General features: G+C 64.9%; 9 protein-coding genes, 1 tRNA gene and 1 pseudogene. 4 read left to right on the top strand and 7 right to left on the bottom strand.

The window, feature by feature from the left end; genetic code table 11:
• Nucleotides 1–4: 4 nt before the first annotated feature.
• The 6 genes and pseudogenes from G566_RS15815 to G566_RS14820 all read right to left on the bottom strand — a co-directional run bounded on the left by G566_RS15815 (nt 5) and on the right by G566_RS14820 (nt 6,281).
• Complete coding sequence (locus G566_RS15815; RefSeq protein ID WP_022680397.1) at nt 5–373, bottom strand: hypothetical protein; 369 nt, start codon at nt 371–373, stop codon at nt 5–7.
• Between the two features lie 7 nt (nt 374–380).
• Nucleotides 381–524, bottom strand: a pseudogene (locus tag G566_RS15930) (hypothetical protein); the annotation flags it as partial.
• 81 nt (nt 525–605) lie between these two features.
• Complete coding sequence (locus G566_RS0109280; protein WP_022680396.1) at nt 606–794, bottom strand: hypothetical protein; 189 nt, start codon at nt 792–794, stop codon at nt 606–608.
• A 58-nt stretch (nt 795–852) separates the two neighbouring features.
• On the bottom strand, nt 853–2,478 hold the full coding sequence (locus tag G566_RS14055) for a DEAD/DEAH box helicase (protein ID WP_022680395.1): 1,626 nt from the start codon (nt 2,476–2,478) through the stop codon (nt 853–855).
• Between the two features lie 165 nt (nt 2,479–2,643).
• Nucleotides 2,644–5,565: a TonB-dependent receptor gene (locus tag G566_RS0109270; RefSeq protein ID WP_022680394.1), complete on the bottom strand. Its 2,922-nt coding sequence runs from the start codon at nt 5,563–5,565 to the stop codon at nt 2,644–2,646.
• Nucleotides 5,566–5,792: 227 nt separating this feature from the next.
• Nucleotides 5,793–6,281 carry a DUF6491 family protein gene (locus G566_RS14820; protein ID WP_156874478.1) on the bottom strand — a complete coding sequence of 163 codons (489 nt, stop codon included), beginning with the start codon at nt 6,279–6,281 and terminating at the stop codon, nt 5,793–5,795.
• A 188-nt stretch (nt 6,282–6,469) separates the two neighbouring features.
• Here G566_RS14820 and G566_RS0109260 point away from each other — a divergent pair, with 188 nt between their 5' ends.
• The 3 genes from G566_RS0109260 (at nt 6,470) to G566_RS0109250 (ending at nt 10,970) form a co-directional block, all read left to right on the top strand.
• Nucleotides 6,470–7,876: an FAD-binding oxidoreductase gene (locus G566_RS0109260; RefSeq protein ID WP_022680392.1), complete on the top strand. Its 1,407-nt coding sequence runs from the start codon at nt 6,470–6,472 to the stop codon at nt 7,874–7,876.
• 99 nt (nt 7,877–7,975) lie between these two features.
• Nucleotides 7,976–8,734, top strand: coding sequence for a SapC family protein (locus tag G566_RS0109255; protein WP_022680391.1), 759 nt, complete (start codon nt 7,976–7,978; stop codon nt 8,732–8,734).
• Nucleotides 8,735–8,870: 136 nt separating this feature from the next.
• Nucleotides 8,871–10,970, top strand: coding sequence for a TonB-dependent receptor (locus G566_RS0109250; protein ID WP_022680390.1), 2,100 nt, complete (start codon nt 8,871–8,873; stop codon nt 10,968–10,970).
• Between the two features lie 196 nt (nt 10,971–11,166).
• Here G566_RS0109250 and G566_RS14045 read toward each other — a convergent pair whose 3' ends face one another.
• The gene (locus G566_RS14045) at nt 11,167–12,054 is read right to left on the bottom strand and encodes an N-formylglutamate amidohydrolase (RefSeq protein WP_022680389.1); all 888 of its coding nucleotides are present in this window, start codon (nt 12,052–12,054) and stop codon (nt 11,167–11,169) included.
• A 123-nt stretch (nt 12,055–12,177) separates the two neighbouring features.
• On the opposite strand from G566_RS14045, the gene G566_RS0109240 reads away from it, so the two are divergent.
• Nucleotides 12,178–12,252: transfer RNA gene (locus G566_RS0109240), tRNA-Val, on the top strand.
• The last annotated feature ends 6 nt before the right edge of the window (nt 12,253–12,258 follow it).

Below are 12,258 nucleotides of genomic sequence, written 5' to 3'. Positions count from 1 at the left end.
TTCCTCAAGCCCGCACGAACACTTCGTTATAATGTCGGCGCGTGGGGTCGTTCACGCTCGGCGTCAGGCCCTTCTCGGCCAGCCGGGCGAACAGCGTCTGGCGGGTGGTGCCGTGCTTTGGCAGATTGTCGGGATCGACTTCGACGATCATCTTGGCGATCTGGCTTTCACCGAGCAGCGGCATCAGTGCTTCGATGACCTGGTTTTTATGGCCTTCCACGTCGATCTTGATGGTGATGCGGCGGCCGGCGGCGACGTTGAGGATGAGATCGGCAACCTGCTGGCTGCCCAGCACCATGATGGCGCTGCTGCCGCTTTCGCTGATGTGGGCGATGCCGCTGTGACCCGGCCGGGCCGGGATCGAACGCCACACGCGCTGTGGCGTTGGACACGCCGGCGCAGACGGTGACGACATTGGTGCAGTTGTTGGCAGCAAGGTTGCCGGCGAGATCCGCGAATGTCGTCTGGTTGGGTTCAAAGGCGACCACGCGGCCTTCCGGGCCGAGGTGGCGGCTGGCGACCATGGTGAACAGGCCCAGATTGGCGCCGATATCGATGAAGCATTCGCCCGGCGCCATCGCCATGATCAGGGCGTGCACGTCGCGCTAATCTTCGGCCAGCGTGCCGAGCAGGGCAAAGCGGTTGGTGGTATCCTGGCTGCGCACGGTCATCAGCGGGCCATAGACGGAGGGCAGGCGGCGGCCATCAAGCAGACCCAGCAGAGCGCGGATCACCCTGCCTTTGCCGGGATGGCGCGGGGCCTTCACATAGTTGGCAAACCATTCACCCGACACGCACGCACCCCAAAAGCCAGCGCCGGCACGTTTTCAGCCGGCAGGGCAGAAGCAAGCGTCAGGCGTCTGTACGGATCGGCCGGGACAGGAAGCCCGGCACACCTTCGGGGCCAAAGCCGGTAAAACGGTCACCATCGCCTTCATCGTTGCGCCGCGCTGGCGCCGACGGGGCAATGGAACGGTAACTGGCCAGCGGATCACCCGCCGCAGCCTGGCGCACGGTGCGCGGCTTTTCACCCAACGGCGTACGCTCGGCGCGGGGCGGGCGGGCCTCGCGCGGGGGGCGGGCTTCCCGCGGGGGGCGGGCTTCGCCGGCGGGCCGGGCTTCGCGGGGCGGGCGGGCTTCACGCGGGGCACGCTCGTCGCGGCGACGGCGATCGGATCGCGGTGCGGCTTCGGCCTCAGCCACTGGCGCGGCCGGCGGAGCGGATGCCTGGGGCGCGCCATCGTCTGCCCGGTCACGGCGCGGCTTGCGGGCCCGGCGGCGATCACCGCTGCGTTCCTCGGCGGGCGCTTCGGCTGCATCGCTGGCTTCCGCCGCTGCCGGCACGGTCACCTGCACGGTGGCGGCATCGCCTTTCCAGCGGGCAATCTTCTGCCGGGTCAGATTTTCGATATTGGCGAGATTTTCGGCATCCTCGGGCGTCGCGAAGGAAATCGCGATGCCGGTGCGGCCTGCTCTGCCCGTGCGGCCGATCCGGTGCACATAATCATCCGGGTGCCACGGCATGTCGAAATTGATCACGTGGGACACGCCCGGCACGTCGAGGCCGCGCGCGGCGACATCGGAAGCGACCAGGATGGTGATGTCCCCCTGCTTGAAACGGTCGAGCTCGCGGATGCGGTCGCTCTGCTCCATGTCGCCATGGATCTGCCCCACAGGCATGCGGGCGCGCTTCAGCACGTCCGCCAGATCGCGCACCATCGTCTTCTTGTTGCAGAAGATGATGGCGGTCTTCACATCGTCCTGGGCGAGAAACGAGCGGACCAGATCCTTCTTTTCGCGGTTCGATGTTACCACCACCCACTGGGTGATGTTGGTGTTGGTGCTGGCGGCCCTCGCAACCTCGATGCTCTTCGGGCTTTCCATGAACTGGTCGGCCAGCTTCTTGATCGGCGGCGGCATGGTGGCCGAAAACAGCAGGGTCTGCCGCGATTTCGGCAGCTTGGAACAGATGGTCTCGATATCCGGGATGAAGCCCATGTCGAGCATGCGATCGGCTTCATCGATCACCAGCATGGCGCAGCCCGACATCAAGATCTTGCCGCGGTTCATCAGGTCCATCAGGCGGCCCGGCGTGGCGATCAGCACATCGACGCCCTTTTCCAGCGCCGCAAGTTGATCGCCCATAGAAACGCCGCCGATCAGCAGCGCCATCGTCAGCTTGTGGTTCTTGCCGTACTTGTCAAAATTCTCGGCAACCTGCTGGGCCAGTTCGCGGGTCGGTTCCAGGATCAGGCTGCGTGGCATCAGGGCGCGGCTGCGGCCTTCGGCGAGGATATCGATCATCGGCAGCACGAAGCTGGCGGTCTTGCCGGTACCGGTCTGGGCGATGGCGATGATGTCCTTGCCCATCAGCACCGACGGAATGGCCTGGCGCTGGATCGGCGTGGGCGTTTCATAGCCGCTGTCTGCAACGGCGCGCAGCAGGGCATCGGAAAGGCCCAGGTCGGAAAAGCTCATCGTGTTCCTGTGAATGGGGGCGGTGTCCGCCCGGATTTATTCAGCGGTCAAATGCGGGGCAGGGCGGCAAAAGTCAATGGCCGTACCTGGTTTCGCCTTTGGCCCAAAACCAAACGGGGCGGCTGTTGCCAGCCGCCCCGCGGGGTTCAACCGTTGCCGGTCAGATCAGAAGCGGAAGCCCGCTGCCACACCGTAACGCCGGGGTTCCAGCGTGAAGATGTTGGTGAACAGGCCCGACGACTGGTCGGTGACATACAGGCCGGTGACGGCGCTGTTGTTCGTCAGGTTCTGCACAAAGCCGCGGACATAGAATTTGTCATCCGGGCCGTTGAACTGGATCTGGGCGTTGATCACGGTGAAGCTCGGCACACGGTTGATGGAACCGTTGAAGATGTTGCCGAAGCTTTCGCCGGTGTGAGCCAGATCGACGCGCGGGATGAGGTTCATGCTGTCGCCGATCGGGAAGGTATACTGCACACCCGCCGAGAACTTGTAGGTGGGCGCCTGCGGCAGCTGGTTGCCGCGCAGGTTGGTCAGCACGCCTTCCGGCAGCATCTGCACACCACCGAAGGCTGCGCCCACGGTGGGTGCCAGCGCCTGCAGCACGCCGCAGAACGAGAAGGCGCCGGTGGCACCGTTCAGGCCGCTGTCGGTCGGGAAGGCCGACGGAGCGCGCAGGCCGGCGCCGGCCTGCAGGCCCGGAATGGCACCCGCGTTGATCAGCGTGTTGGCCTGGCCTACGAAGCCGTTGGCACCAGCGGCATTGCCGACCGTGGTTGGGACCACGGCGCAGTTGGCGCCGTTGGAAATGTCCTTGATGATCACGGCATCGCTGCGGCCGCCCGACGGATCGCGCGGGTTGGCGAGGAACTTGTCGCTGGCCACCTTGGTGTACAGATACGACGCGTTCAGGTTGATCAGCAGGTTGCGGGTTGGCGACAGGATGAATTCGCCTTCCAGGCCGTAGACATTGGCATCAACGTTGTCGTTCACCGAGGTGCGCGCCGTGATGCGGCTCAGCTGCAGGCCCTTATACTTGTAGTAGAAGGCGGTGACGTTGGCGCGCAGCTTGCCATCGAGGAAGCTGTTCTTGGAACCAATTTCAAACGCGTCCACGAATTCCGGCGTGAACGTGTCCGGCACCGCGAAGATCGGCTGCAGCGGCGGGTTGATGCCGCCCGATTTGTAGCCGCGCGAGTAGGACGCATAGAGCAGATTGTCTTCGGTGATCTTCCAGTCGAGCACGAAGCGCCCGGTCACGGCATTCTGGCTGACTTCGCGATTGGAGAAGGGCTGGATGCCGGCGCGGTTGGGATCGCCGTCGAAGCCGGCGGCAGCCGGCGAGTTGAAGACGCTGCCGGTGGTGCTGAACGGCACGAAGAAGCTGGCCAACGTCGAACGCGCGCTGACGGCCTTTTCGTCGTTGTTGTAGCGCAGGCCGGCGGTGATCTTGAGATTATCGGTGAGGTTCAAATAGGCTTCACCGAAGATGCCATAGCTCTTCAGAGAGTAGCGGGCGGTGTTGTTGCGGAAGAACGGCGTGCCCAGGTAGCCGCCGTTGGCAGCGCCCAAGATGCCAGTGACATAGTCGATGCCCCAAGTGTTCACGTAGTAGCTGTTTTCCGGCAGCACGGTGTTCACATAGATACCGCCGATCAGGAAGTTGAACTTGCCATCAAATTGAGAGCTGACGATTGCTTCCAAGGTCTTGCCGCGCACGATCTGGTTGGACCGATCAAAATCCTGCGGGGTCGCGGAGCAGTCGCGGAACCCGCCATAGGCACCAAGGCCGTTCTCGACCGGTTGCGAGGTGCAGAACTGGGCACCGCTGCTGATGGCATTGGCAACATTGGTCAAGCCGGGAATGGCGGCCGAAATTGCGCGCAGGCTGGTGATCGCGGCACGGGCTACGGCCGGGTTGAACACGCTCTGGTTATAGTCGATCGAGCTGTCCACCGCGTTGCGCTGGTACATGCCGGTGACCTGCGCCTTGATGCTGCCGAAGTCATGCTGAACGCGCAGCATATATTGTTCTTCTTCGGCGAAATATTTCGGCGTGTAATCGGTGCGGATCTCGCGCACGTCGGTTGGGTTGGTGTGGCCAGCGTAGTTGTACGGATCGGTGCCATAGACGCTTCCGAGGGCCAATGCGGCAAAACCGGCGCCGCCCTGGGTCGTCAGGAATTCGCGGCTGGTCAGCGTGCCAACAAAGGTGGTGTTGGCATTGATGAAGCCGTTGTCGCGGCGACCGGGCAAGCAGCCCAGCACACCGGTCGGATCGGTCTGGCACAGCTGCTTCTGGTTGCGGTTGCGATCATCCTGTTCGCGGAAATAATAGGCCATCGCGTCGACAGTGGTGTTTTCCGTCGGTTCCCAGCGGATGCTGCCGCGGATGGCATAAAGATCGCGGCCATCGATGCGGGTGTTGTTGAACACGTTGGTGGTGTAGCCATCGCGCTTCAGATAAGTGCCGGCGACACGGACCGCCAGATTGTCGGTGATGGGCAGGTTGAACATGCCCTTCAGACGCAGCGAGTCGTAATTGCCGTATTCGATTTCGCCTGCGGCATGGATGGCGTCCATCCGCGGCTTGGCGTTGACGAAGTTTACGACGCCGCCGGTGGCGTTGCGGCCGAACAGCGTGCCCTGCGGGCCGCGCAGCACTTCAACGCGCTCAAGATCGAAGAATTCGGCTTCGAACAGGCGGGTGGCGAACAGCGGCATGCCTTCAGCGTGGATGGCGGTGGCGGAATCGCAGGTCACGCCCACGCACAGATCGCCGATGCCGCGAATGGTGAAGCTGGAACCGGTGAAGTTGCCCTTGGTGAAGGTGACGTTGGGCAGGGTCAGCTGGATATCGAGCGGGTTGTTGATCTGCTGGCGCTGCAGGGCGCCGGCATCGAAGGCGGTCACCGCGATCGGCACGTCCTGCAGGCTTTGCGCCGTGCGCTGTGCGGTCACGACGATTTCGGCGATGCCAGTGTCTTCATCGGCCTGCGCGGTTTGCGCGAATGCCGGCAAGGCAACCAACCCGATAAGCGATGCGCTGGCCACCAGACCGGCACGGATTCCAAGTGCAATCTTCATATGACGTCCTCCCCAAAAACCCAAAAAGGCCGGATCTTGTTGTTGGCTCTGATGGCCGGATCCTGTGCCGTGACATGACGCCCGTGTGGCTGTCATGCCGCAATCATCAGTTTGGACAGGCGACAAGGATTTTGTCCAGAGCTGCACGGGTTTTGGCCGGTACAGTTGGCGTGTGGTGCGGTGCCTGTGTCTGTCAGGCAACAGTTTGATGACATTAAACCCTGGTTTCAGCGCCGGCGGCGGGCTTTTCGGGCCGGCGGCGCCACCGGAACGATGGCGGCAATGGCGCATTCGCCGCCGGAACGGGCGCCGATGGCATCGCGGCCGGCACACAGCTGGCCGGTTTGTTTCTGCTGGTAATAAAAGCCCTGATAGAAACTGAGCCCCGGACACTCCTGCGCCAGGTGCAGCCGCCAGCGCCGGCCGCCGCGCATGGTCAGTTCGATGGCGCGGTCGCCGTACAACTGGGCACCGGCGATGCCGTTGGTGGCGATGCAGCGGTTGCGGCCGGCGCGCGGCGGGGTGGGCCGTGCCAGCGCGCCGTCTTCCACCCGGTCACCGCCCGGTCGCACCGGCACGCGGCGCCAGGCCTGGCCATCAAAGCTTTGCGGTGCCGCAGCCGGTGGCGGTGCGCGGCGGTTCTGCGCCGCGGCCGGGCCAGCCAGCAGCATCAGCGCTGCCACGCTCGCCATCACGCCAGACCGAAATGCCGACAATCCTGACTGTTCCCCTGTTGCTGACGCAGCTGCGACTGTGCCGTCCCGTGTAAACCGGTGGCTGCCCCCAACCGCCCGTAAAAGCGGGTAATTGCCCCGCACCGCTTGAACCTTGTCTGAATAGGGGGCTGAATATGGCCTGCAACCTTTGGGTTCAGCTGTGCCTGGAAAACCGCTAGGGAACGCGCATGACCGATCTCGTGATCCCGCCGCCGCCGTCCGCTGATGCGCTGGCTGCCCTGAAGGCCGCGGCCGGCCGTGATTGGAGCGAGGATCCCGATCTGATCGGCCCGCGGCTGGTCGATTGGCGTGGACGCTATACGGGCACCACGCCGCTGCTGCTGCTGCCGCGGGATGTTACCACGTTGCAGGCCATTGTGCGGGCGGCGGCCGCGCATCGCGTTGCCCTGGTGCCGCAGGGCGGCAACACCGGGCTGGTGGGTGGCGGCATTCCGCCGGCTGATGGCTCGGCGGTGCTGGTCAGTTGCACGCGCATGAACCGAATCCGCCAGGTTGATGGTGCCGGGCAATTGCTGGTGGCCGAAGCCGGCGTGATCCTGGCGGATGTTCACGCGGCGGCGGCCGATCAGGGCATGGCCTTTCCGCTGTCGCTGGGGGCCAAGGGTTCAGCGACGGTGGGGGGGCTCGCCTCTACCAATGCCGGCGGCGTGCAGGTGCTGCGCCACGGCACCATGCGGGCGCTGGTGGCGGGGCTGGAAGCCGTTTTGCCCGATGGCAGCGTGCTGAACCAATTGCAGGGCCTGGCCAAGGACAACACCGGCCTGGATATCAAGCAGCTGCTGATCGGCGCTGAAGGCACGTTGGGCTTCATCACCGCCGTGGCGCTGAAACTGGTGCCGGCACCGCGTCATCGCGCTGTCGCCTGGGCCGGGGTGGACCGGCCGCAGCGCGCGCTTGCCCTGCTTTCCCGCCTGCGTCAGCTGACTGGCGGACAGGTGGAGAGCTTCGAACTGATCCCGGCCGATGGCGTTGATCTGGTCGCCACCCATCTGGGCCTCGCATCGCCGCTGGCCGGCCGCCATGCCTGGGCCTGCCTGGTGGAACTGGCCGGGCCGCAGCCGCTGGACGATGTGCTGGCGCAAGGGCTGGCTGATGCCGATGATGCGGTGATCGCCCAATCCGAAACGCAGGCCGCCGCCCTGTGGCGCCGCCGCGAGGAATTGCCGCTGGCCGAACGCATGGATGGCCCGGCCGTCCACCATGATATCGCCGTGCCGGTATCGGCGATGGCGGATTTCGCCGAAATGGCGTCGGCCGCGATCGAGGCCGCGTTCCCCGGCAGCAGGGTGTTGGCCTTTGGCCACTTGGGCGACGGCAATTTGCATTTTAACGTGCGCGCGCCCGCAGGAGACGCTGCGGGCGCCTGGATCGCCGATCACCGCACGGCAATAACGGCGCGCGTGCATGAAATGGTGGCGGCCGCCGGCGGATCGATTTCGGCCGAACATGGCATCGGTGTGATGAAGCGCGATGATCTCGCCCGCCTGGGCGATCCGGCGCGGTTGGCCGCGATGCGGGCGGTAAAACAGGCGCTGGATCCACTCGGCATCATGAATCCCGGCAAAATATACTGACGCGTCGTGCTGTCGCAGCACAGCCTTGCAGAAGCTTCATCTGCGCTTTAGGAAAGCGCACCAATTCTTCACTCCAGTCACGAAAGCGCAGATAATCCCATGGCCAGCCAGCCTCCTGCCAACCAGCTTCCCCTTTTCTACAACGGCCTGGCGCCGCTGTCGTCGCAACTGCACCCCAACCATGGCCTGAAGCCGCGCGGCGATCTGGGTTTTACCCGCGGCACCCACGCCATCCCGGTGACCGTGGATGAATTCCCGCTGGTGCAGCGCAACTATCCGATCGTGTTCGGCGTGGGCGAAAATCCCGCTCCGCTGGCGCTGGTTGGCCTGCAGGAAGGCGAGAATCTCTATCTGGGCGCCGATGATCAGTGGGAAGCAAACGCCTATGTGCCCGCTTTCGTGCGCCGCTATCCGTTCATGCTGGCCCGTTTGACCCCGGACGCCCAGGAACTGTCGCTGTGCTTTGACGACACCGCGGGCATCGTGGTTGATAACGAAGGCGAGAAGCTGTTTGCCGGCACCGATCCGACCGACACCACCAAGGCAATCCTGCAGTTCTGCGAACAGTTCGAACAGGCCGTGATGCGCACCCGTGGCTTCATGGAGGAACTGACCAAGCTCGATCTGCTGATGGACGGTGAAGTCACCATCCAGCGCGAAGGCCTGGCCCAGCCGGCGGTGTATCGCGGTTTCCGCATGGTCGACGAACAGAAGCTGCAGAACCTGCGCGGCGATCAGGCCCGCAAGATGGTGCAGTCCGGCCTGATGGGCCTGATCTATGCCCATCTGTTCAGCCTGTCGCTGATCAGCCCGCTGTTCGAACGCCAGTTCGCTGCGACGTCTGCCAACGCGGCCTGACTCCTGATCAAACGCTGAATGAAGGGGCGGTGGCCAGGCCACCGCCCCTTTTTTCATGTGCATCATCCATCTCTTGACGTGTTACATCGTATCATCATATCGGGGTGCCTGTCCCCAAGCCGCCATAGGAGATCCGATGTCGTCGCGTCTGTCGCTTGCAGCCCTGCTGCTCCTGTCTGCCGCTCCAGTGCTGGCCGAAGAGGCTGCGCCGCAGGATGAACAGCACGGCAGCAGCGACCCGGAAATCATCGTCAGCGCGCCCTATGCCCGGGATCGCAAGCTGGTGGCCACCGCCGTCACCGTGCTGCAGGGCGATGCGCTGCAACTGCAGCTGCGCTCCACCATCGGCGAAACCCTGGCGCGCCAGCCCGGCGTGTCCTCCACCTTCTTCGGTCCCAACGCCTCGCGGCCCATCTTGCGCGGCCTTGATGCTGAACGCGTGCGCGTGCTCACCGATGGCATCGGCAGCTTCGATGTCTCCAACACCTCGGTCGATCATGCCGTTGCGGCCAATCCGCTGCTGGCCGATCGCATCGAGATCATGCGCGGCCCGGCGGCGCTGCTGTTCGGTTCGGGCGCCATCGGCGGTGTTGTGAACATGCGCGATCTGCGCATCCCGCGTGAAGTGCCCGATGGCCCGCATGTCGATGCCAATGCCGGCGTCGGCACCGCCGCGCGCGAGCGCAACATCGCGGCGGCGCTCAACCTGCCACTGGGCGGCGGTTTCGTCGCCCATGTCGACGGCAGCTTCTTCGAATCGGACAATTATCGCACCGGCGGCTTTGTTTTCGCCGAAGGCCTGCGCGCCGAAGCAGCCGAAGAGGGCGGCGAAGTGGCCGAAGAGGCGCAGAAGCGCGGCCGGCTTGAAAACACTGCCGCCCGCACCTGGGATGTGGCGGGCAGTATCGCCTGGATCGGCGAGAACGGCGCCAATTTCGGCGTCGCGGTGAGCCACCTCCAGAATCGCTACGGCATCCCCAACAGCCTCGAGATCGGCCATGACGAGCATGAAGGCGAAGGCCACGAGGGTGAAGCGCATGAGGGCGAGGAGGCACATGCCCACGAGGACATCACCCTCAACATGCGCCAGACCCGCGTTGACGTGCGCGGCGCGCTGCCCTTGTCAGGCGCTTTCAAGGAAGTGCGCGTGCGCGGCGGCTGGGCGAATTACCGGCACGACGAAATCGAACCCGATGGCGCCGTCGGCACCAGCTTCTTCAACAAGAGCTGGGAAGCCCGGCTTGAGCTGGTGCAGGCTGAAAAGGATGGCTGGCAGGGCGCCAGCGGCGTGCAGTATTTCAGCCGCAATTTCCGCGCCGTGGGCGAGGAAGCCTATATCCCGGCCAACGAAACCCTGCAGTTCGGCCTGTTCACCCTGCAGGAATTCGATCTGGGCGCCGTGCGGCTGGAAGGCGGCGCGCGCTATGAACATGCCAATGTGAAATCGGCGCAGGTGGGCCGCGAACGCACGTTCAATTCGGTGTCGTTCTCGGTTGGCGGCTCCGTTGATCTGGGCAGCGGCTTCCGCCTGGCGTTGAGCGGGGCGCGCACCGAACGCGCGCCGTCGGCGGAAGAGCTGTTCGCCAATGGTGCCCACGCCGCCACCCGTGCCGTTGAAATCGGCAATCCGGATTTCAGCACCGAACGCCAATTGGGTGCCGAAGCTGTGCTGCGCGGCCGCGGTGACGGCTGGCGGCTGGAACTGTCCGCCTTCGTCAACCGCTTCGACAATTATATCTTCCTCAATCCCAATGGCCTTGAGGAAGACGAACTGCCGGTGTTTGAATATGCCCAGTCCGATGCGAGCTTCTGGGGCGTGGAAGTGGAAGCCGGCGTGAAGGTGGCGCAGCTGGGCGCCACCCGTGTCGAAGTCACCGGCCTGCTCGATTACACGCGCGCCACCATCCTTTCGGGCGGCGGCGCCGTGCCGCGCATCCCGCCGCTGCGCATGATCGGTGGCATTGAAGCCACGGGCGGCGTGGTCGGCGGCCGGCTGGAGATCGAGCATGTGACGGCGCAGGATCGCACGGCCAGCTTTGAAACCCGCACCGCCGCCTTCAGCCTCGTCAACGCCAGCCTGTCGTGGAAGCCGTTCGGTGCTGAAGCGGCGTCCACACTGATGGTGCAGGCCAACAACATCTTCGATGTCGAAGCCCGCCGTCATTCGAGTTTCCTGAAAGACGTGGCGCCTCTGTTCGGCCGCGATATCAGAGTCTCGCTGCGCGTTGCCTTCTAAGCGCGGAGAAAATCGCGCCGGTGGCCCTTGAAAGCCGCCGGAATGACCCCAAATCAGGTGTATTGCGGCACCGTTCCCCCCTTTCGGTGATCGCCTGTGGCCCCAATTTTTCCTTGGGCCTGCCACCTTCCGAACCTGGATGAAGGTTCTGATCTGGCCGCGCTGGTTGCCCCCCACCAGCGCGGCCTTTTCGTGTCTACTCGGCAGCCTCGGCCCAGGGTGACGGGCAAGCCAGTTGCGGCCAATCTGCCACCAGCCGCTGCACCAGCGCGGTCATCACGCTGCGCACCTTGGTGGCGCCGGCGTGCAGCACCAGCTTGTGGCCATCCAGGTAAAGCGCTCGATCAATCTCGATCTGCACGGCGTGGATGCCGGTGCCGGGCTGGCCATGGTGCCGCGTGGTGTGGCCGCCGGCATAAGGCGCGTTGCGCGCCACCCGCCAACCGGCGCGGCGGAAATGATCCTCGATCGCCTGCATGATGGCGGGATCGGCGCTGCGGCCGTGGCAATCGCCCAGCACGATCTGCGGCGGCCGTGCCCCGGTGGGCGATGGCATCGAATGGCAATCGATCAGCAGCGCCGCGCCGTGCTGGCCGCGGGCGGCGGCCAGGATGCTGCCCACCTGTTCGTGCCACGGCGCATGCAGGCTGGCCAGCCGCGCCACGGCTTCGGCCGCCGGCAGCGCGCGGGCATAGATATCGAGCCCGTGGCCAGCGAGGCGCGGGATCACGCCCAGCCCAGCCGCCACGCGCTCCGTGGCGGCCACCGGCACGGCCAGTGGCCCATCGAACATCGCCGGATCCAGCTCATCGGGCCGCCGGTTGAGATCGAGCCAGCTGCGGGCATGGCTGGCGGCCAGCACTGGCACCCCGGCAATGCCATCGAGCAGGGCATCAACAAACGCATCTTCCGCCCGCCGCAATTGCGCCAGCGACAGGCGCGACCCCGCCAGCAGCGCAGGCGGATAATGCCGGCCACTGTGCGGCGAGGTGAGCAGCAGCGGCCAGCGCCCATCGGCATCGCCCGACAGGCGCCCCCATGGGAAAATGGCCGACTGGCCGGCGGCAGAGGCGCGAAACATCATCCCGCACGCTCCAAGCACGCGGGCTGGCCGCTGCCAAGGTGACAAATGACACGGCGTGCCCCCACAGGACGTGCCAAGGCACTTGCCAAGCTGGGCCGATGCCACTAACAGGCGCCTTCCCGTGGACGCGTAGCTCAGTGGTAGAGCACTGTGTTGACATCGCAGGGGTCGCAGGTTCAATCCCTGCCGCGTCCACCATTTTCC

It is taken from the genome of Sandarakinorhabdus limnophila DSM 17366 (assembly GCF_000420765.1).
In the GTDB taxonomy this organism is placed as follows: domain Bacteria; phylum Pseudomonadota; class Alphaproteobacteria; order Sphingomonadales; family Sphingomonadaceae; genus Sandarakinorhabdus; species Sandarakinorhabdus limnophila.
The sequence above is the reverse complement of the archived record's forward strand: the minus strand, read 5'-3'. Positions and strand labels throughout refer to the sequence as shown.

Coding starts and splice junctions, on each gene's coding strand:
- G566_RS14055 (WP_022680395.1), bottom strand. CDS start 2,478: ATGAGCTTTTCCGACCTGGGCCTTTCCGATGCCCTGCTGCGCGCCGTT.
- G566_RS0109270 (WP_022680394.1), bottom strand. CDS start 5,565: ATGAAGATTGCACTTGGAATCCGTGCCGGTCTGGTGGCCAGCGCATCG.
- G566_RS0109260 (WP_022680392.1), top strand. CDS start 6,470: ATGACCGATCTCGTGATCCCGCCGCCGCCGTCCGCTGATGCGCTGGCT.
- G566_RS0109255 (WP_022680391.1), top strand. CDS start 7,976: ATGGCCAGCCAGCCTCCTGCCAACCAGCTTCCCCTTTTCTACAACGGC.
- G566_RS0109250 (WP_022680390.1), top strand. CDS start 8,871: ATGTCGTCGCGTCTGTCGCTTGCAGCCCTGCTGCTCCTGTCTGCCGCT.
- G566_RS14045 (WP_022680389.1), bottom strand. CDS start 12,054: ATGATGTTTCGCGCCTCTGCCGCCGGCCAGTCGGCCATTTTCCCATGG.